The sequence below is a fragment of the Cyanothece sp. BG0011 genome (assembly GCF_003013815.1).
GTDB lineage: Bacteria > Cyanobacteriota > Cyanobacteriia > Cyanobacteriales > Microcystaceae > Crocosphaera.
This window is the reverse complement of the sequence record NZ_PRLH01000015.1, coordinates 1-19,177: the sequence shown is the minus strand read 5'-3', so window position 1 is coordinate 19,177 and position 19,177 is coordinate 1. Positions and strand designations below refer to the sequence as shown.

The window sequence follows — 19,177 nt, the reverse complement described above, 5'->3', positions numbered from 1 at the left end:
GCTAAAGAAAATTATCGTTGTATTCTATGTTCAATTCTTCAATCATAGATTATCAGTTCCCTTGGAATAAACAAGGGAAAGAGGTTATCAGAAATATTAACAACCATTATCGCAGTGGTAAAACTAATTTAGGTGAAGATTTTTTTACCCCTTGTTTAAAACATTGTCATCAATATCGTCGCGCTGTTGGGTATTTTTCTAGTAGTGCTTTGTTAAGTTGGAATAATGCGATCGCTCATCTTATTTTAGATGATGTGATGGTTAAATTAATAATTTCTCCTGAGTTATCAGAGGAAGATAAAAAAACCTTGAGCATCGCGACTGATGAAAAGGAAAGAAAGAAATTAAAACAAATTATTGCCGATCAGGTTGTAAGAGACGCGCTAAATAATGATTCTTTTGAAATGAGACAAAAGTTATTAGCTTGGATGATAGCTAATGATAGATTAATCTTGAAATTTGCTTTTCCACAAAATTTAGAACAAATGGGATTGTTTCATAAAAAAATAGGAATTTTTGACTTTCCCTGGGGAGATGCGATCGCTTTTACGGGTTCAGCGAATGAGTCTTTTAATGGTCATAATTTGAATTATGAATCTATTGATGTTTATCGAAGTTGGCTAACAGCCGATCAAGAAAGAATTGATATTAAAATAGAAGAATTTGAGGAAGCTTGGTTAGGAAAAGCTACAGGTTTAAAAACTCTTTCTCTCTCTCAGCAAACCATTAAATTTATTAAAGATTATGCCCCTAATCATAATCCTCTATATTCTAACACCAATAAGTCACATCAGTTTAAAAAGATTTCACAAACTGTAGAAAAAGATCAGCGTTGGCAACACCAAGAAGAAGCGGTAAAAAAATTCTTAAACGTGCATCATGGTGTTTTAGAAATGGCCACGGGAACAGGTAAAACACGAACCAGTATAAAAATTTTAACCAAACTAGATGATGAGCAGAAAATTGACAGTATTATTATTAGTACAGATGGCAATGATTTATTAGATCAATGGTCACAAGAAATACTAGGTTGGGCAATTCAACGAGAGCAAAGATTTCGGGTATTTAAACACTATAAAAATAATCACGAATTAGAAAAATTTATTAACAATCATCACAAAGCTGTTATCATTATTTCTCGTCAAAATCTTAGTAAACTATTAAATCAGATTGAAGATGATGAGAAACAAAGAATGATAATTATTCATGATGAAGTTCATGGTTTGGGCAGTCCAGAAAACTGTAAAAACTTGCAAGGTAAACATCAAAATTTTGGTTATCGTTTAGGGTTAAGTGCGACACCAGAAAGAGAATATGATCAAGAAGGAACACAATTTATTTTTGAGGAAATTGGAGAAGTATTTTTTCAATTTGGTTTAAAAGAAGCTATCGAAAGAGGAATCCTTTGTGAGCTTAATTATATCCCCTTGAGATATCAATTAACCGATGGAGATAAACAAAGACGTGAGCAAGTTTATAAACAAAAAGCCGCTAGAGAAAAAGAAGGGAATCCTATGACAAAAGAAGAAATATGGACAGCACTTTCTAAAGTTTATAAACTAGCTGAAAAAAAGCCAGAAGTATTTGCTTATTTTGTTGATAGTAATCCTGATATTCTCAAGTCAACTATTATCTTTGTTGAAGAAAAATGGTACGGAGATCAGCTTTTAAATACCATTCATAAACATACTCATCGTTATCGTACTTACTACTCAGGGGAAGATCCAAGTTATCTTAAACAATTTGCACAAGGAGAGATTGATTGTTTAATTGCTTGTCATAGAATTTCTCAAGGAATCGACATTAAAAGACTAAAAAATGTTATTATATTTTCATCAGCAAGAGCGAAATTAGAAACCATACAAAGAATTGGTCGTTGTCTTAGAACTGATACAGAAAATCCTAATAAACAAGCAACAATTATCGACTTTGTTGTTGAGAGTGAGGAACAAAAAGATAGATTAAGTGCTGATGAGGAGCGTTATCTTTGGTTAACTGAATTATCACAAACTAGGAGGATAAACAGCGATGTCTATTGAACATGAAATTAAAAAAGCAATTGAGGATTCTGTTGAAGAAATGGGTCAAGATGACTCAGTTTCTAGACAGATCATTGCTTGGCTGGAAGCTATCAATAAAAATACTTTATCTGATAGTGATAAAGCACAAAGACTAGAATTAATTTATGAATCGATAAAAGTACAAAATTATGATGAAGATTGACATTATCAGTTGGGAATGTAAAGGGTTAAGATGTCCAGATATGGAAATCAATTTAATGTCTGGTGAAAACCCTGCCCATGTTGCTTTAATCCAAATGCCAAATGGTACAGGAAAAACCACAATTTTAAGCTTAATTCGTGCTGCTTTGACAGGAGAAGTAAGTAAGTGGGATGCAGAAACAATTAAAAGTTATCGTCGTCATGGGGACAATAATCCTCAAGGCTCATTTACCTTAAATTTACGGGTTGATAACGAGTTTTTAACCTTTAAATTAATGTTTAACTTTGAAGAAGGAATTGTTGATAATCTTTCCAGTTATTCTAAAGTTGGGGGAATAACTGATTATGACAAATTACCCATTAATATCCGAAGATTCTTAAACCCTAAATTTGTGAGATTATTTATTTTTGATGGGGAACTTGTTCAAGAATTATTAGACTCCAGCAAGTCAGAAGCATCTCAAGCAATTGATTCTTTATTTCAGTTATATTTATTAGATGAATTGCATAAGGATGTTGAAAGTCATTGGGACAGAGAAACTGCTTATAAAGCACAATGTACAAGGGGCCATACACGACAAAGAAATAAAGTAAATGAGTTAAAAAAACGTATTCAAACCATAGAAGATATTCTGAAAACTAGACGGCGTAAATATTCTAAACTTGAGAAAGAAATAGAAGATTTAGAATCAAAAATAGAATTTCATACAAATGAAAATCAAGATATCAGCGAAATAATAAATGAAACAAAAATCAAAATAAATGATACTAATAATACAGTTAAAAACAATGTTGAACAATTAATGCAAGACATTAGAAAACCTGAATTATTACATCCAAAATTTAGAGAGTCACTGATTGAATTAAAAGATAAATTTGATAAAGCTGAATTGCCTGAAAAAGCATCTCGTCAATTTTTTATTGATCTTTGTAATGAAAAAGATTGTATTTGTGGTAGAGAATTAAATGATGAAATAAGAGAAATTATTAAACAACGCGCTAATTTATATCTTTCCGATAATACTGCTATTTTTTTAAATAGTTTAAAAGAAGATATAAGAAGAGACTTAATAAACACAGATTATAATGTAGAAAAAATAAATAACGGTGTAATCGATTTAAAGAAAGAGATGACGAAAAAACAAGACCTTGAAACAGAATATAAATATTATTATGATCTGAGTATTTCTCAAGGTACTGATGAAGTCAAAAAATGGAAGGAACAACTTGATGAAAAGAAGGAAATAAAGAAGAAAATTGAGTTAGAATTAGAAGCAATTGAAAGGGAACCTAATCATAATGATAAACCAAAGTCTTATGAAAAAACAAATTGTTTAAAAGCATTAAAACAATGGTTAGAAGATGAAGAAATCAAACTTGCTGAAATTTCTAATACAATAGAAATGCGTCGAAAAAAAGAGATTTTACAAAAGATTCTAAAACTTGCTAAAACGAAAGCAAATAATAACCTTAGAGAGTCTATCCGTGATAAATGTAATCAAAAATTAGAACAAATATTATATCGTGATCCCATTTCCATTAGTGAGATTAACCACTCAATTACATTAGAGGGACAAAAAGCAGCAAGTATGGGACAAACCTTATCAGTTGGTTATATTTTTCTAACAACGTTATTATCAGAAGGACAACATCAATTTCCTTTATTAGTTGATAGTCCAGCAAACTCTATTGATATTACAGTTAGACGAGAAATAGGTCAAATAATACCCGATTTATGTGAACAATTTATTGCTTTTACTATTTCTTCTGAACGAGAAGGGTTTACAGATACATTAGCTAACAATGCAGAGAATATCAACTTTGTGACTGTCTTCCGAAAAACAGAAACAACCCAACAATTAGAAAAAGCTTTACCATCAAAAGGCGTAATTGATAATAAAAATTGTGTCATTATTGAAGGTGAAGACTATTTTAATAATTTTGATTTATTAGACTATTAAAAAGAGGTAACTATTATGGCTAAATCATTTCGCATACGTCACGATGCAAGAGACTGGTTTTCTAAGATCAAGAAGCAAAAACCGCCTATAAATACTGAATTTGATTTATACTATCTATGTTTAATGATGGGACTAGCTTCCAAAAATAAAAGTACCCCAGATCCCAGTCATTCTGCTGATTTTGTTGATTATTTTGTCTCAGACTATAAAAGTCAACAGAATTTAATTATTGGGTTATTAATACAAGCAGAATTGTCAGATAAAGGATTAACTTTAGATGATAAAAGTCAGGCTAAAAAAATTTTAGTCAAACTCATTGATCCTAACAGCATTACTAACCTAACTGATGACGGAATGAATAAAATGAACGCTTATGCAAGTGGAGGGTTTGACTATTTACAGTCCAAAATATCTAAACCTTATTTTGCTGAAGAATTTTTGATTAGATATGTTGAAATTCTTAAAACAGAAATGGATAACAATCATAACTGGTAATTAATTTTATTAATTATCTGGTAATCTCGTCATTAAATCTTCAAAAGTATAAGGACATTGATCAGGTAAGTTAATCTTATATGATTTTAAGACCTTACGCTTTGCTCGCTCATATTCAGGTTCAATATTGATTTTGTTTAACAGGGTTTTCGTTAATCTTCTCTCAATTTCGTCTTGAAAATCGTCAATTTCATCCATCCAATGTCCCCGTGATAGAATCTCGTTAGTATAGTCTAGTTTTAATCTGTGTATTATAATTTGTTTTAGAAAGCTATGGACTGCATTAATTTGCTCTTTTCCCAAGTCTTCTATCTCCTCTTTTAAGTTATCCCAATCAAGAGCTTTTATATTATGATCATTTAATGCTTGAGCTTGTTTAATCGTCCACTCTATGAAATCTGTTTCATAAAGGTTAGTCATATTATTGTTTTCGTCAGTTTCTATCATGCTGTCAATGGAACTCATTAATTAAACTTCTATCTAACCTATGATAATTTTAACAATATTTTCTGAGACTTAATAGTAATTAACGAATTATATCGTTAATAGTTTTGTAAGGTGGGCAAAGTTTTTGACATTATTAGTAGGTAAGATAATTTTTTGATTTGCCCACCCTACGGTTTAACGACGAAGACTAAACATTATGTCACGGGGAAATGTTGTCGGATTCCCATTACTTTCTAACCGTCGACGTAACTGTTGTAATTTAGCTTCTTGCTGGGGTAAATTATCTACTAATTGATAGGGTAAAATGCCTTGTTCTAGAGAAAAACTAGCTAAAGTACCGGCTGCAGCACCGACAGACCATTCAAACCCATGTACCCGATAAGCAGCCGCAGCAATATGACTGGTGGCAATACTTTTCCCTGAGACAATCAAATTATCCACTTTTTGCGGAATTAAAGCCCTCAAAGGTATTTGTGCCGGATGGGCCCCACCGTGAGCAACACGAACCCCTGGACGTTCCCGGTTGCCTCGCGTTTCTGGGGGAGATAAGGCCATACAGGGATGAAAATCAATCATATAGTCGGCGACTCCCACGGAGTCAGGGTAAACTGTCGCATGGGTGCGTCGAGTGATCATATAAGACGGGCGATCGTTAGCAGTGACAAATTTTGATTCTAAATCCGCAATAGTTGACCACACCAACTGATACATGGGACGAGGTAAAGAAGTGCGATAAAAATCATGCCAATAATCTTTAGTGGAAATATCGATCTCGTTAATAGTAAACCCTTGAGGATGATCGTAAGAGGGCCTACCGATAATGCGTCTTCCTTCTCGAATATAGGGGTATTTGGATAACCCGTGACTGGTTCCCATGGGAGAATCTAACCCTTGTAAAAAGCGATGGTTAGGATGAGGCCGTTTAACCCCATAGCCTAAACGAGAATCAGTAGTACCGGCAACTAACCAATAGTAAAACCCCTTAGAGAGTTCTTCGCCTTTGCGTAAAGCATCTGTACGGAGTCCCCCTTTCCAACCGCCGGGTTCGAGTTGTCCGGTTTGTTCGAGTTGTCTACGACTATAAACTAAGTTATCTTGAGAAGTTCCGGGACGGTAATCATTACCCCATACCCAGTTTTGCATGGAAATATCGCCGGGGGTGGGTTCATGAACTTTCATCGGCCCCACTTTGACAAATTTTCCTTGTTCGTTACTCCAGATGCGTCGATAGGTAAAGACTAGGTCAAAATAAGCCATTCTGCGATCGCTGTCATAACCGTAGTAGGGTTCGTACTGTTCATAAAAGGAGGGTTTCGTCTGAGGTTGAGGAGTTGCGGTTCGTTCCATTGCAAACGGATAGGTAAACCCTTGCACACAATAGGGATCGCCCTTTTCCGTGGGAGAAGAGGGGTTAAGATGACTACGGGGATCGAGTCCTAAACGGTAGGGAACGTCTGCTAAAGCGACGATTTCACCGGTTTCTGTCGCTTCTATAACAAACCAGTCGGTGGGACTTCCTTGTTTAGATTTAGACTCGAAGCGAATAATTTTCTTGTTAAACCGTTGAGAGTTTTCGTAGCTATAAGCGTCTTCAATGGTTTGAGAAAGGGGTTCTTTGTTGAGATGAGGGGTTCCAGGTTTGGGACTGTGTTGAATAGCGATCGCACTGTTAATTAATTTTCCATCTTCACTTAATTCTACGTCTTTAATCACCGTAGAAGGAAACCATTTTAACGTACCTCTTCCCCATTGTGCCGCTTCTTTTAATTGTTGATACAATAACTGATGACCATGATAAGGAAGAAAACAACTTTCACTGACCCAACACTCCCCAGGATTTTGCCGATTGTAGAGACGGGCAATATTCTGTCTTAAGGTGTTATATCCTCTAGGGAAATGTTGTTGCGATCGCTGTCGTTTTCCTTCGTCTAACGCTGAGGTTCCTTGTGAGGAAATTTGTCCCCCAACCCAATCGGTAATTTCGGTTAAGCAAACGGTTTTTCCTGCTAATAAACCCTCATAAGCTGCCGCCGAACCCGCTAAACCAGCCCCTACGATTAACATATCACAATTCACGGTTTCTTGAGGATTACGGGAATTAGCCACTAAAGGTAAAGTTGTTTCTAAGCTAATTATTCCCAAAAATAAACTTGTCAAAATTCGCTTTAATGGTTTCTTCTCATGGGTTCTTTTTTGTGACAATAATTTCCCAGAGTTCTCCTGATGTTTCCTGAGTCTTCCCATAATTTTTTTTGAGTGTGTGAGTATAGCAAGCTGAATGATTAACTCTTGTGAAGATAAATTGCTAATCATTTATCTTTTTTGTGTTTTGTTCTTTAAGTCTAGGGAAAGTCTCAACAAATACTGCAATCTTTTAAGTCTTTTTTCAGATTGTTGAAAAATCATCTTATAAGTTAACAATTTTATTTACAGAGTCAATGGTTGGTATCATTTTTTATCAATTTTATTATTTTTTAATTGATTAATTATAGTTGATTTTGTATGATCAATTTACTCTTAAAATAAGATAGCTACTTCATGATTTTGTTAATATTTTTACTGGTTAATTTAATAGAATAAGTATTAACTCTTGCTTTCTCTAAATAATCTTTAGTGTTTGTAATCATATAATCTTTAGTTTTTATAATAGCTTCTAATTGACTCAGTCTAGATTCTAAGTCTTTTATTTTATCTTGGTTATTGTCTGCAATGATATATACTTTCTCTTTCTGTAATAAAAAATTAGAAAGTATTTTCTCCATTGCTTGTGATTGGTTTAATTTTTCCTTTTTACAATATTCACGAAAAGCTTGATAGACAGAATTACTTAAATAAGCTTGTACTCTATTTTGGGTTTTGTTGGTATCCATAGAACGTTTAAACTATTGAAAATAAGAAGTTAAGTTATTTTCACAATCCTCGAAAAAAGACGAAATTAGTAAAATAAGGCTAATTAAGTTACATTTTACTATTTTAATCTTTTGAAAGAAAATTAAAATAACTTAATTTTAAGTCATTTTACCAGTTCTTGACTTTTTTCACGTATACATAAAGGTAGAAAAGTTGGATACAACGTCTCTACTCACACATACTCCCAAAAAACCATGCAAACAATATCAACGCAAAAATACCTCAATCATCATGGAGTTAAACAAGATGATTTACGAGTCAATAAGACAGAAGAACAACAAATATCAGCTACAGATCAAAATCTTGAACGACTGAAAGCTATCGACTTTGAACAAAAAAAATTGGCTCTTGTCAATGAACAAATTAAGACTGTATTGCTAATTTTATCGATATTTTTGCAAGTGGTGAAGATTGTTCCTGTAATGGTTCCTGTTGCAGTATCTAACACTGAACATGATAAAAACGTAGAAGTATCTACTATTAAATTACATGATGATCACATCAAGAAACAATAATAGTGACTCACATCTTGCGCTTAGTTCGGAGAGAAAAAAGAGAACAGCAGAAGAAAAATAGAGGTTTATTTTGACTGAAACTATTTGATAGTTAATTTTCTGTGTTTTTTATTTCAGTTTTGCTGTAGGGGTGTAAGATGTGAGTTGACAATGAAACTGTACTAACGATAAGTTTAGACAGTCTTATTTTTTATAATGAAGATCACCCGCTTTTTTTACCTATTGTATTAATGAATCCTCCAATACTTAATATGACCAATAATACAGAGTTATCTAAACAGTTAAACTTGAGTATTTCTCCAGAACTTTATGAACTTCTGGAAAAATTAGCTAAAAACAACAATACAGATATCGCTAACATAATTATAAACGGAATAGCACTCTTTGGTATTGCTGAAGAAGAAGCTAAACAAAAAGGATATAAACTTGGAATTATTGATGGAGATACAGTTATCAAAGAAATTGAAATTGATTTAAGCTAGTTTAGCTTAAAAATAAACTAAATCTAAATAACTTAGGATTAATGCAACTCTAAGAGGTTTTTTACGTCTGAATGGGTAACTGAAATCAATGACACTATAGATAAGCTGAAATTATGGCGCGTCGAACTTCTTCTATTGCCTCTACTCAACCCAAAAAAATAGCACGTCGTCGGGTTAATCATAATGAGAAACCAGTTAAACTCGTTTCAGGGACACGAAGAAATAGTAAAACCGAACTCTCCAGGGAAACGAGAAAATCTCGTCCTAACCCCTCTAAGCGTTCCCCTAATCTCTTAGTTCGACTTTTCTTGTATCTTTTACGTATTGGTATTATGGGGGTTGGTATTGGTGCGATCGCAGGAACCACCCTCACCATTATTAATCCTCAAGATATCTTAGCAGCTTATCTCAAAGCCTCTCAATTGGTTAAACCGTCCCCAGAAGAAACCAAAGAAGAGAAACCCGAAAAAGTAACCCCGAAATCTTCTGCCACTATTCCCGTTAGTGAAGAATTAACCGCACTCAAAGAAAAAATACAAAAAATTGATGCTAAATACCCCAATGTGAAACCCCAAGCTTGGTTTATTGACTTAGATAATGGGGCTTATGTTACTTATAATGGCACACAACCGATCCCGGCCGCTAGTACGATCAAAATACCTGTTTTAGTGGCTTTTTTCCAAGAAGTTGATAAAGGAAATATTCACCTTGATCAAATGTTAACCATGACTAAAGACGTGATGGTTAGTGGTTCAGGGGATATGCAATATATGCAGGAAAATAAAAAATTTCCTGCCATTGAAGTGGCGAGAAAAATGATAGTAATTAGTGATAATACGGCCACAGAAATGTTAGTTAAACAGATAGGAGGTAAAGAAGTTCTTAACCAACGCTTTAAAGAATGGGGGATGAAAAACACTGAAATTAATAATATTTTACCTGATTTAGAAGGAACCAATAAAACCAGTTCAGAAGATTTAAGTAAACTCTTAGCAAGGATAGAAAGGGGTGACTTAATTAGTGCGAGATCCCGCGATCGCCTCATCTCTATTATGGAAGGAACACGCACCCGAACTTTACTGCCTCAAGGGTTAGAAAAACAGGCTAACATTGCCCATAAAACAGGGGATATTGGGACAATTATTGGGGATGCTGGTATTATTGATATGCCCACCGGAAAGCGTTATATTGGAGCCGTTTTTGCTGAAAGAGCTTATGATGATATAGCCGGTCGTCATCTGATTCAAGAAATTTCTAGAACGGTTTATCAACACTTTAAATATTATCAACCTCGTCCCGTTCCTAAAACTGTTAAGAAACCTGTTGAAACTCAACCTCAACCCGAAGAAACAACCAGTAATAGCAACCCAACAGAAGGTTAAAAAGCCGCTTTAATATATTTTAATAATGTTAGCTGATAACCTTGCCATTGAATCGGTTTTCCTATTTCAACGAGAAAATTAGAGTGCTTATTATCACTCGGATAACAAGGTTGATGATGAACTAAAGCCACATCAAAACGACAAATAAAGTTAGAAAACTGAGGATATTGCCCTAAAAAATAAGAGGCTGTCTGGGTAATTTTAGCTTGTTTTTGAGGGGTGACTGCTAAAATGCCAGATTGATCCCAGTTTTTGCTTTTTCTGGTTTTAACTTCCACAAAAATGATAGTATTACTATTCTGATGTTGGGCAATAATATCAATTTCTCCCCCAGGCGATCGCCAACGCTGATGTAAAATCTGCCAGCCTTGGGAAATTAACCATTGAGCCACAAATTGTTCACCAATTTTGCCGATAGAAGTCATAAGAATATTGAAAATTGGGTTAAGTATAATATATTAATAGTATTCTGCAAGTCATCACGGAATCTTTATGCTAGAAACTTCAAAATCTCCTACTTCTCCTCTTTTTTCAACAACTCCTGTCGTTGAGCAATCAACTCCCCCAGTTATAGTCGTCGGCCTTCCCAGAAGTGGATCTTCTTTTTTAGCTCATACTTTATCTACATTAAAAGATTGGTATGTTTTTGATGATCTAATGATTTATCAGAAAGTACAAGGTTTAGATATTTTATATTTATTATGCGTGATCCTAGAAAAATGATGGCTTCTAAAAAGTACGTTCATGCTCAAGATGGTGACACTCGTGATTATCACCCTTTAGCCTATGCTAATTATTGGAAGATAGCCTATAATACAGTGAAAAAAGTGAAAAATCAAAGAAAAGCAGAAATATTTTCCATAAAGTTTGAAGATTTAGTAGCTGATTCTGAGGAACAGGCGGAAAAATTAGCGAGGTTTCTTGACACAACTAGATTACCTCATGTAGAGGTAAAGACTTCGAAACAAAATACATCTTTTGCTGGAAAAAAACGAACAGAAGTCACAGATACAGAAGTTTGGATTTGTGAGAAAATTGCTGGAGAGGTGATGAAAGAGGCAGGATACGATTTAAAAAATCCTACCCCTAAGCTGTCAGATTTAGCAGATTTATTACAGACATCGATTATTTTTCTGAATTACCGAACTCAACAAATGTTAACGGACAGAAGTAAGTTCAAAACTATAATGAGTTATTTAAAGACAACATTTTCTCAATAAAAAAATTTTTTTCGTCTATTTAAGATTGATTACTCTGACTCTGATAAGATAACTACATGAGCTAAAAATAAACACTTTTCATTGTGATGGTCAACATTAAAAATTCAAAAAAGTACATATATATTACTTTAGTAGTGATATGTACTTTTGCCTTTGTATTGATTAACCCAGTTTTACCAGCTTGGAGTGTTAATTATGCCAAGCAAAACTTAGTTGAGCGAGATTTTTCGGGTCAAGATTTGCGAGACTCAGATTTTGAACACGCTAACTTACGGGGTTGTGATTTTAGTCATGCTAATTTACAAGGGGTAAGATTTTTTGCCTCTAATTTAGAAGGAGCAAATTTTGAAGGGGCAGACTTAAGGTATGCTGATTTAGAGTCAGCTAGATTAGTGCGTGTTAACTTTACTAATGCCATTTTAGAAGGAGCATTTGCAACTAATACTTTGTTTAACGGCGCAGTTATTGATGGGGCAGATTTTACCGATGTTTTGCTGCGTCTTGATACTGAAAAAAAGTTATGTGACATAGCCAAGGGAACGAATCCAATTACAGGTAGAAAGACTAAAGACACTCTATTCTGTCCATAAATCTCCATAACTAGTACTCTATTTCAGATATTTGTCCCTTGATCAACAACATATTCAAATTTTAGGCATCAAGAAAGCTGGGGATGGTGAGAAAGCATCAATCTTAAAAGTGTTGTTCCAGAGTGTTCAGCACCTACGAGAAATATGGGTTTTGTAACAAGGAATTGATAGTTATTGGGCATAATTCACCTTACAATACGATGACACAAAAATAGAATCAAAGCAAGATTAAGCATTAGGTTAAGGTTTTTCCATAATAAATATCTCTCAACTTTCGCGAATATATTTTTGGCTTTTTGACCATAAATGCTGCTAATCCCCCAGATAACAACATGAAGACTGGATTATATTGATTATTAAGAGTGCAATCTAACATATAAAGAGGCAGAATTGTTACTAAAACTGCAACAGGGGCTATTTGGGGATGTAACCATAAACCCGCTGGATATTTAGATTTTGACAAAATAAACATGAATGATGGTAGTAAGGATGTTGCAAAAATACTAATTAAACCCACAGCACCATTGATTCCGTATTGTATAATCCATAAACTATCAGTGGTAGATACATCAACTAAAACTCCTTCCCAATTATACTCATAAACGCGATTTCTCCCCCATCCTCCCCAACCAAAAATAGGTCTCTCTAGTGCCTTTTCAACTAAAATTTCTTCATTATCAAATCGATATTCCAAAGAACTAAGTCTATCTTGAGGGACGACTGAAGACAAAAAGTCAAGAACTTGATCAGCCCCTTTACCCGAAAATTGGCCTGTTGCTCCTAAGAATAAATAAATAAATATAGAAATAATCAATATCAATAAAGGAAGATTAGTTTTCAGCCATTTCGCACTAAATAATACCAAGATCCCATAAGCGAAATAAATATAAGCCCCTGTTGATTTAATTAAAATAAAAGTAGCAGTTAGGGGAAGAACGAAGAAAGTAATGGGTATATTCCATAACTTTTTTATCGTACCAGACTGCCATAACCACCATCCAATCAGTGTCGCCGCCATCATCCACATTCCTACACTCAGTCCATGAAAGAGGAAAACTGTAGGACGATACCCACCTAAACGGATTGATTGAGCAAACTCACGCTGTCCCATAAAACCATAGACCATGCTATGTAGCTGTGGACTCATTCTGATTTCATATAAACACAAGGGCATATAAATTAATCCACTAACGAAAATAGCCATAGCTAGTCTTTTCATCCCTAACAAATTTCCCAAGTAGAGGCGACCCAACAGATAAGGGAAACCATAACGAACTGTTTGACTTAGTGAGGAGGATAAGCCATCATAAACTCCAAGATTATTGCTCACTGAAGCGAAAAACGGGGAGATACTAAAAATGATTATAGGTAAATCAATCCAGCTAAACTTATAATTTTTAAACCGTTGAAAATCAAAAATAATAGTAGCTATTAAGATGCTATAACAAGTAGCAGATATTCGGTTATAGTCAGGTAATCCTTGTATCTCGAATCCTGTTTTTTGAGGCAAGAATAACCAAGCTATTATGAAGGAGATGATTACTGCTTTTTGACTGGGAAAACGATAAAATAGAAAAAAAACGACTCCTGGCCACAACAACATGACCAATATGGCTTGAGGACTCATAATAAGTTATTAGTAAAAAGCTTATTTCTTAGATGACTGACGATATAAATCCATCAGAATCGGAGGTAATAATTGATTGAGAAAGGTTTTCTTTTTACCACCAGCAGACTTTTTCTTGAAATTATCCTCTGGACGTTCCTTAAAAAGAGTTGAATGTCCGTTAGACACTTCTTCAGGGGGTCGTCCATTACTGTAGTAGTATAGGGCTAAGGATTTTCTCGTCATTTCTTCCGGACAGTTTAAAGGCTCAGGATGTCCATGATAGGAAAAATCTGAGGTGCTGAAAATAACACAACGATTAAAAATCGGCAAAATTTTCTTTTCACAAACCGTCATATCTCGGTTCCACAATTCAAAATGTCCCCCATATTCTTCTTGCCAATTTTTATTGAGATAGATCAGTAAATTCAAACGACGATCTATATTCATTTTTCTATGCTTATTAAAGTCAGCATGAATCTTTAATAATCCTCCTCGTTCAATTTGATGAAGTCCTCCACCCTGAAAATGAGGATCTGGTATGATTCCAGAGATTCCTGTTAATTTTTCTAAAAAACTAATAAAAATTGATGAGTTTAACTGATATAAGAGAAAACGAGTTTCATCTCCCATGTCTAGTTCAGGAAAAGAATCTAATTTCTTTTCTGTTGTTCGCTCAGACTTTCGCCAACCAGAAGCTTTGACATCGGGAAATTCTTGTAAGATATTTTCTAAGACAGGTTCTGGTAGGAAATTATCAAGGACAATATGAGGGAAAGGTTTAGCATTGATATATTCGCTATGATATTTATCTGCTAATGTGTCTAAGTAGTTAGCATCTAAACAAAATCTTAAGTCTGTAGTTTGCATGATAAAATTTTCCTATGATTATACAAATTATTTAAAGGTAAAGAATAAAGTTATTGATTCCAGTGAGAAAGATTTCTCTCTAGAAATTGAGATAGTCTATCATTCGGTTCTCGAAATTTTTCTATTAGCATCTTACGAGTTTCAGGTAACATTTTAGGAGGAACGTATTCTTGATGGTTCAGCTTTTTATAGCTCAACTTATATACTATTTCATAGAAGCTTTTTTTAAAAGACTTCGGCAATAATTGAGCCGTAGACTTAACCAAAGGAATAGCCTGAACAGATTTCCTTAAATTCCAAAGAAAAAATTTTTTTGCATCATCATCAGCTTTGTTAGCAATGATCGGTTCTTCCTGAATTAATTTAACATTAGAATCAACTCCCAAAAACTCAAAGATTTGATTCATTACATTCATAGGATTATCTATTAAATCTTCCATTAACAAAAATAAAAAAGATTCTCGTGGATAAAAAGGCAAATATTTCTCAATTTGTTCTAAATAGTAACTACTATCAATAAACTCACTCTGTTGAGCGATCGCATCCTCAAAGGTTTTTGCCTCCATTAATTCGTTCCTTGTGGCTAAAAATTCTCTGTTGTATTGACTTCGTCTGAGGCGGTAAGCATAAAAAGAATAAGCACGGTCAATGGGATGTCTCATAATGTATATCAACTTGACATCAGGAAGATGTTTGGCTAAACGTTCAACAGTTTTAGGATACTGATGCCATCTCGAGTAGGTTGTTGATGCCTCTCCGCAAAGTTGGCTTGGCTTAGCTCCTTCAAACAGTGAGTTATACCAGTGTATACCTTTAGCATAATTTTTGTCTAAAGAGAAAAAATCCGGCTCCTTTATACGACTCATATAAATTTGAGGATGACGAGACAAATATTTATACAAGGTTGTTGTCCCAGATTTGGCTGCACCAATAATAATGAAATCAGGTTTAGTCATTGATTAACTCTTTAGACTTTCTATCAAACAAGAATCAGATTTAATGTCGAGCTAATTTAAAGATAAAAGGATTTATACCATTGAACAAACTTATCTAGTCCTTCTTCGATAGAAGTACGAGGACTAAAACCGACATCATTAATTAAATCATCAATATCAGCATAAGTCATGGGTACATCTCCTGGTTGCATAGGCAAAAATTCCTTAATGGCTTTTTTGCCTATGCAGTTTTCTAGGACTTCGATAAAAGTCATGAGTTCAACGGGTTGGTTATTCCCTATATTATATACCTTGGCCGGAACATTATTATTCAATTCTGACCCTTGGGGAATCTTCTCGCTGACTCGTACAATGCCTTCAACGATATCATCAATGTAGGTAAAATCTCGCTTCATTTTGCCATGATTAAAAACTTTAATTGGTTTCCCTTTTATGATAGCTTTTGTAAATAAAAAATAGGCCATGTCTGGACGACCCCATGGCCCATAAACAGTAAAAAAACGTAACCCTGTTGTTGGTATTTTATAAAGATGACTGTAAGTATAAGCCATTAATTCGTTGGCTTTTTTTGTAGCAGCATATAGACTAATGGGATGATCCACATTATCCTGAGTTGAAAAGGGGATTTTCTGATTAGCTCCGTAAACCGAACTTGAAGAAGCATAAACTAAATGTTTGACTTTTCCGTGACGGCATCCTTCTAAAATGTTAATAAATCCCACTAAGTTACTATCAACATAAGCATGAGGATTTTCCAAAGAATAACGAACACCCGCTTGGGCTGCCAGATGAATAACATAATCAAAGTTATGGTGAGTACATAATTCTAAAATACTTTGTTGATCAGTTAAATCTAGTTGATGAAATTTAAAGTTTTTATAAACATTAAGTTGACTGAGCCGACTTTTTTTTAGATCAACATCATAATAATAATTCAAATTATCGAAGCCAATAACCATACTTCCTTTTTTTAGGATATCTTGACTCAAATGAAACCCAATAAAACCGGCACAACCAGTTATCAAATATTTTAACATTACTGTTCTTTATCCTCATTTTATTCTCAATTCAATTAGAAGTAGTCCGTTTTTATTATTAAGGATTTTAACTCATTTAAAGATTTAGAGGAATTGTATCAATGGAATATCCCACACCCAACATTAAGCGGATCGCTGTTCCTAAAACCAATAAACAAATTAAGATAGTAGTTGCTTTTATATCTTGAGAAAAACTAAGTAACTTTTCTTTCCAAAGTCCATAATTAACAGCTATATAATAAGGAAAATCATTAAAAGCAATAGCTAGGATAATTCCAATTAATCCCATATTCCAAAAGGATAAAGGGACTACAATTAACATATATAAAAATTTTAGACCATTCCCTAAAGCTGGATATATAGGTTTTCCCAGAGCGTAAAGAGACTTATCTATTGTTACTGATAGCATCATCGGCCATAAACCCAAAGATAAAATAGGAAGCATCCAGCCTGCTGCTTGATACCTTGAATCATATAAAAAGTAAATAATATAATCTCCTGTGCAAAATAGCAAGCTAACTATGACTGCTAATGCAATCAAGACTAACCAACGTTTTTTTTAAAATTTTATTTCTTAGCTGTTTCCTTGGTAGTTCTTTTTGTGAGGCGATAATTGGCATCATCACGTTTTGACTAACTTGCCTAAACGCTTTTCTAGGAACATCTGCTAGGGTGAAAGCCACAACATATACCCCTAACATCTCCAAAGATAGAAACTTACCTAATAATAATTTATCAGCTTGTTCAGCCAAAAAAGTCATTATCGTGGCCAAGAATACCCACCGACCAAAAGATACCAGTTCTTCGAGAGACTCTTTATCTAACATAAATCGATTAGATACTTTTGGATCTAATCGATGACTTATAATCATATTAATCATACTAGAAGTTAAAGAGCCAACCACCAAAGCCCAAATCGTTTTATGAAAACAAGCCCAAATAATTGTCACAGCCAAACTAATAATTTGCACTGCCAACGGAAAGAGGGTGATAATACGGAAATTCATTTTACGATTGAGGGTTACCAGAGCAGTAGAACTAAATCCACTCATGATAGTGGTAGAGCCGACAATAGGTAGTAACCAAATAAGGTCTGGATTGTCATATAATTGCGCTACTGGCCAGGCAATTAGACAGCAAGCAATCCACAAACCAAATCCTCTAATGACTTGTAGTGTCCAACCTGTATTAATGAAGACAGGATCATCACCTCGTGGACTACGAATAATACTAGGACGAATACCGAGATCGGAAAATAACTTAAGTCCCGTAATAAAAGTATTCATTAATGCCATCAAACCAAATAATTCAGGAACTAACAGGCGAGTCAAAATAATATTTGCTCCGAGCCTTAATATTTGACTTCCCCCATAACCAACAACAGTCCAGATAGTGCCACTAATAGCTTTTTTCTTGATTGATGACATAATTTGAGGTTTTGTTTATATTGACTTAAAAACAATTACGTGCAATAGCTTAATCATCTAATAAATTTAAGGTTTGACTACCTTTTTGATTTATATCACATTACGTGATCAGATCGTAGCTCGATAGCTTCACGAATACTTAACATTTTTCTCATATTGTTTATCTAGGGTTTTTAATTCAGAAGAAAACCAGTGTTTCTACTGACAAGAAATACCGCAACTAACCCTATGAAGTGTCAGGAAAAAATAGGGAATATCCCTGATAGTATTTCTAAAGTAGTTGGGGAACTTTTAGAAAGTAAGTGAATTGGTAAAAACTTTATGGATACTCATAGTCATGCATCTTTTTTAGATATTGTTCCTCATAGTAATGCTACTCATATTGCTATTAATAATGGTGATTGGTTTGATCCCAATACTTGGCAAGATGGAATTATTCCTAATGATAATGCTGATGTGGTAATTGCCCAAGGAGTACAGGTTTTCTATGATCAAAAGAGTGAAGCACGAATTCATACCATTAGAGTCGATGGGACTCTTGCATTTTCAGAAAATACTAATACTCAACTGATTGTTGATTATATTGCGGTTTCTAATACAGGAACCCTAGAAATGGGAACTGAGCTTAATCCGATTAAAGCTCAAGCTAATATCATTTTTGCTCCAGTTGATCCGAATAATCCTGAAATTGATACGAACTGGGACCCTCATCAACTAAGTCGTGGGTTAGTGGCAGGAGATGGAGCCAAAGTCAGTATTTTTGGGGAAGAAAAAACCGCTTACGTAACCCTTGCTGATAATCATTTAGCGGGTTCGACAGAACTGACTTTTTCTGAACCTGTTCCTACGAATTGGGAAGTAGGAGATCAAATTGTTCTCACAGGAACTCAATGGGACAAAAATGGTTCTCATGCAGATAATAGTGTTACTCAAGATGAAGTTTTAACTATTGAGTCTATTAATGGCAATACTATTACATTTAGCCACAATGATGTTAACGGAAATGCCCTAAGATTTGACCATACCACCCCTGAAGGATTTGGCTTAGATATTTATG

22 protein-coding genes are annotated in these 19,177 nt (G+C 34.2%); 11 read left to right on the top strand and 11 right to left on the bottom strand.

The annotated features are described in order from the left end of the window. The first annotated feature begins 26 nt into the window (after positions 1 to 26). From C4E06_RS03815 to C4E06_RS03800, 4 genes are read left to right on the top strand one after another with little or no spacing between them, the layout of a single operon-like run. Entirely contained in the window at positions 27 to 2,039 is a 2,013-nt protein-coding gene (locus C4E06_RS03815) for a DEAD/DEAH box helicase family protein (RefSeq protein ID WP_107666886.1), read from the top strand. Next, on the top strand, positions 2,029 to 2,223 hold the full coding sequence (locus C4E06_RS03810) for a CxC ATPase DNA modification system associated small protein (RefSeq protein ID WP_107666885.1): 195 nt from the start codon (positions 2,029 to 2,031) through the stop codon (positions 2,221 to 2,223). The genes C4E06_RS03815 and C4E06_RS03810 overlap by 11 nt, the downstream gene beginning before the upstream one ends. Next, the gene (locus tag C4E06_RS03805) at positions 2,210 to 4,183 is read left to right on the top strand and encodes an AAA family ATPase (protein ID WP_107666884.1); all 1,974 of its coding nucleotides are present in this window, start codon (positions 2,210 to 2,212) and stop codon (positions 4,181 to 4,183) included. Before C4E06_RS03810 ends, C4E06_RS03805 begins: the two co-directional genes overlap by 14 nt. 15 nt (positions 4,184 to 4,198) lie before the next feature. Next, a complete protein-coding gene (locus tag C4E06_RS03800) occupies positions 4,199 to 4,678 on the top strand; it encodes a hypothetical protein (protein ID WP_107666883.1) in 480 nt (159 codons plus the stop codon). A gap of 9 nt (positions 4,679 to 4,687) precedes the next feature. On the opposite strand, the gene C4E06_RS03795 is transcribed toward C4E06_RS03800, so the two are convergent. From C4E06_RS03795 to C4E06_RS03785, 3 genes are all read right to left on the bottom strand, one after another. Further along, positions 4,688 to 5,143 (bottom strand): DUF29 domain-containing protein, encoded by a 456-nt coding sequence (locus C4E06_RS03795; RefSeq protein WP_107666882.1) that lies wholly within the window; start codon positions 5,141 to 5,143, stop codon positions 4,688 to 4,690. Between the two features lie 156 nt (positions 5,144 to 5,299). Continuing rightward, positions 5,300 to 7,369 carry an FAD-dependent oxidoreductase gene (locus C4E06_RS03790; protein WP_107666895.1) on the bottom strand — a complete coding sequence of 690 codons (2,070 nt, stop codon included), beginning with the start codon at positions 7,367 to 7,369 and terminating at the stop codon, positions 5,300 to 5,302. A gap of 287 nt (positions 7,370 to 7,656) precedes the next feature. Beyond that, a complete protein-coding gene (locus tag C4E06_RS03785) occupies positions 7,657 to 7,995 on the bottom strand; it encodes a hypothetical protein (RefSeq protein ID WP_107666881.1) in 339 nt (112 codons plus the stop codon). 234 nt (positions 7,996 to 8,229) lie between these two features. Here C4E06_RS03785 and C4E06_RS03780 point away from each other — a divergent pair, with 234 nt between their 5' ends. The 3 genes from C4E06_RS03780 (at position 8,230) to C4E06_RS03770 (ending at position 10,414) form a co-directional block, all read left to right on the top strand. Beyond that, complete coding sequence (locus C4E06_RS03780) at positions 8,230 to 8,550, top strand: hypothetical protein (RefSeq protein WP_107666880.1); 321 nt, start codon at positions 8,230 to 8,232, stop codon at positions 8,548 to 8,550. 251 nt (positions 8,551 to 8,801) lie between these two features. Beyond that, a complete protein-coding gene (locus C4E06_RS03775; RefSeq protein WP_157951107.1) occupies positions 8,802 to 9,032 on the top strand; it encodes a hypothetical protein in 231 nt (76 codons plus the stop codon). 113 nt (positions 9,033 to 9,145) lie between these two features. Then, positions 9,146 to 10,414 carry a serine hydrolase gene (locus C4E06_RS03770; RefSeq protein ID WP_107666878.1) on the top strand — a complete coding sequence of 423 codons (1,269 nt, stop codon included), beginning with the start codon at positions 9,146 to 9,148 and terminating at the stop codon, positions 10,412 to 10,414. Here the strand turns inward: C4E06_RS03770 and C4E06_RS03765 are convergent. Beyond that, positions 10,411 to 10,839: a YraN family protein gene (locus tag C4E06_RS03765; protein ID WP_107666877.1), complete on the bottom strand. Its 429-nt coding sequence runs from the start codon at positions 10,837 to 10,839 to the stop codon at positions 10,411 to 10,413. The two genes, C4E06_RS03770 and C4E06_RS03765, sit on opposite strands and share 4 nt — an antisense overlap. Before the next feature lie 67 nt (positions 10,840 to 10,906). On the opposite strand from C4E06_RS03765, the gene C4E06_RS03760 reads away from it, so the two are divergent. From C4E06_RS03760 to C4E06_RS03750, 3 genes are all read left to right on the top strand, one after another. Next, on the top strand, positions 10,907 to 11,137 hold the full coding sequence (locus C4E06_RS03760) for a hypothetical protein (RefSeq protein WP_107666876.1): 231 nt from the start codon (positions 10,907 to 10,909) through the stop codon (positions 11,135 to 11,137). Further along, positions 11,116 to 11,634, top strand: a complete 519-nt coding sequence (locus C4E06_RS03755) for a sulfotransferase (RefSeq protein ID WP_107666875.1) — start codon at positions 11,116 to 11,118, stop codon at positions 11,632 to 11,634. The genes C4E06_RS03760 and C4E06_RS03755 overlap by 22 nt, the downstream gene beginning before the upstream one ends. Before the next feature lie 86 nt (positions 11,635 to 11,720). Then, positions 11,721 to 12,224, top strand: coding sequence for a pentapeptide repeat-containing protein (locus C4E06_RS03750; RefSeq protein ID WP_107666874.1), 504 nt, complete (start codon positions 11,721 to 11,723; stop codon positions 12,222 to 12,224). Between the two features lie 68 nt (positions 12,225 to 12,292). Here C4E06_RS03750 and C4E06_RS03745 read toward each other — a convergent pair whose 3' ends face one another. The 7 genes from C4E06_RS03745 to C4E06_RS03720 all read right to left on the bottom strand — a co-directional run bounded on the left by C4E06_RS03745 (position 12,293) and on the right by C4E06_RS03720 (position 18,120). Next, entirely contained in the window at positions 12,293 to 12,406 is a 114-nt protein-coding gene (locus tag C4E06_RS03745) for a sulfotransferase (RefSeq protein ID WP_198648290.1), read from the bottom strand. Between the two features lie 53 nt (positions 12,407 to 12,459). Further along, a complete protein-coding gene (locus C4E06_RS03740) occupies positions 12,460 to 13,851 on the bottom strand; it encodes a hypothetical protein (RefSeq protein WP_107666873.1) in 1,392 nt (463 codons plus the stop codon). Between the two features lie 21 nt (positions 13,852 to 13,872). Further along, positions 13,873 to 14,700, bottom strand: a complete 828-nt coding sequence (locus C4E06_RS03735) for a 2OG-Fe(II) oxygenase (protein ID WP_107666872.1) — start codon at positions 14,698 to 14,700, stop codon at positions 13,873 to 13,875. A gap of 50 nt (positions 14,701 to 14,750) precedes the next feature. Beyond that, positions 14,751 to 15,656 carry a sulfotransferase gene (locus C4E06_RS03730; RefSeq protein WP_107666871.1) on the bottom strand — a complete coding sequence of 302 codons (906 nt, stop codon included), beginning with the start codon at positions 15,654 to 15,656 and terminating at the stop codon, positions 14,751 to 14,753. 56 nt (positions 15,657 to 15,712) lie between these two features. Continuing rightward, positions 15,713 to 16,693: an NAD-dependent epimerase gene (locus tag C4E06_RS03725; RefSeq protein WP_107666870.1), complete on the bottom strand. Its 981-nt coding sequence runs from the start codon at positions 16,691 to 16,693 to the stop codon at positions 15,713 to 15,715. Between the two features lie 76 nt (positions 16,694 to 16,769). Continuing rightward, positions 16,770 to 17,234 carry a hypothetical protein gene (locus tag C4E06_RS27585; RefSeq protein WP_198648289.1) on the bottom strand — a complete coding sequence of 155 codons (465 nt, stop codon included), beginning with the start codon at positions 17,232 to 17,234 and terminating at the stop codon, positions 16,770 to 16,772. After that, positions 17,209 to 18,120, bottom strand: coding sequence for an oligosaccharide flippase family protein (locus C4E06_RS03720; protein WP_198648288.1), 912 nt, complete (start codon positions 18,118 to 18,120; stop codon positions 17,209 to 17,211). Before C4E06_RS03720 ends, C4E06_RS27585 begins: the two co-directional genes overlap by 26 nt. Positions 18,121 to 18,441: 321 nt before the next feature. On the opposite strand from C4E06_RS03720, the gene C4E06_RS03715 reads away from it, so the two are divergent. Then, a partial coding sequence (locus C4E06_RS03715) for a G8 domain-containing protein (protein WP_198648287.1) occupies positions 18,442 to 19,177 on the top strand: 736 nt, incomplete at its 3' end.

Coding starts and splice junctions, on each gene's coding strand:
- C4E06_RS03815 (WP_107666886.1), top strand. CDS start 27: ATGTTCAATTCTTCAATCATAGATTATCAGTTCCCTTGGAATAAACAA.
- C4E06_RS03810 (WP_107666885.1), top strand. CDS start 2,029: ATGTCTATTGAACATGAAATTAAAAAAGCAATTGAGGATTCTGTTGAA.
- C4E06_RS03805 (WP_107666884.1), top strand. CDS start 2,210: ATGATGAAGATTGACATTATCAGTTGGGAATGTAAAGGGTTAAGATGT.
- C4E06_RS03800 (WP_107666883.1), top strand. CDS start 4,199: ATGGCTAAATCATTTCGCATACGTCACGATGCAAGAGACTGGTTTTCT.
- C4E06_RS03795 (WP_107666882.1), bottom strand. CDS start 5,143: ATGAGTTCCATTGACAGCATGATAGAAACTGACGAAAACAATAATATG.
- C4E06_RS03790 (WP_107666895.1), bottom strand. CDS start 7,369: ATGGGAAGACTCAGGAAACATCAGGAGAACTCTGGGAAATTATTGTCA.
- C4E06_RS03785 (WP_107666881.1), bottom strand. CDS start 7,995: ATGGATACCAACAAAACCCAAAATAGAGTACAAGCTTATTTAAGTAAT.
- C4E06_RS03780 (WP_107666880.1), top strand. CDS start 8,230: ATGCAAACAATATCAACGCAAAAATACCTCAATCATCATGGAGTTAAA.
- C4E06_RS03775 (WP_157951107.1), top strand. CDS start 8,802: ATGACCAATAATACAGAGTTATCTAAACAGTTAAACTTGAGTATTTCT.
- C4E06_RS03770 (WP_107666878.1), top strand. CDS start 9,146: ATGGCGCGTCGAACTTCTTCTATTGCCTCTACTCAACCCAAAAAAATA.
- C4E06_RS03765 (WP_107666877.1), bottom strand. CDS start 10,839: ATGACTTCTATCGGCAAAATTGGTGAACAATTTGTGGCTCAATGGTTA.
- C4E06_RS03760 (WP_107666876.1), top strand. CDS start 10,907: ATGCTAGAAACTTCAAAATCTCCTACTTCTCCTCTTTTTTCAACAACT.
- C4E06_RS03755 (WP_107666875.1), top strand. CDS start 11,116: ATGCGTGATCCTAGAAAAATGATGGCTTCTAAAAAGTACGTTCATGCT.
- C4E06_RS03750 (WP_107666874.1), top strand. CDS start 11,721: ATGGTCAACATTAAAAATTCAAAAAAGTACATATATATTACTTTAGTA.
- C4E06_RS03745 (WP_198648290.1), bottom strand. CDS start 12,406: ATGCCCAATAACTATCAATTCCTTGTTACAAAACCCATATTTCTCGTA.
- C4E06_RS03740 (WP_107666873.1), bottom strand. CDS start 13,851: ATGAGTCCTCAAGCCATATTGGTCATGTTGTTGTGGCCAGGAGTCGTT.
- C4E06_RS03735 (WP_107666872.1), bottom strand. CDS start 14,700: ATGCAAACTACAGACTTAAGATTTTGTTTAGATGCTAACTACTTAGAC.
- C4E06_RS03730 (WP_107666871.1), bottom strand. CDS start 15,656: ATGACTAAACCTGATTTCATTATTATTGGTGCAGCCAAATCTGGGACA.
- C4E06_RS03725 (WP_107666870.1), bottom strand. CDS start 16,693: ATGTTAAAATATTTGATAACTGGTTGTGCCGGTTTTATTGGGTTTCAT.
- C4E06_RS03720 (WP_198648288.1), bottom strand. CDS start 18,120: ATGTCATCAATCAAGAAAAAAGCTATTAGTGGCACTATCTGGACTGTT.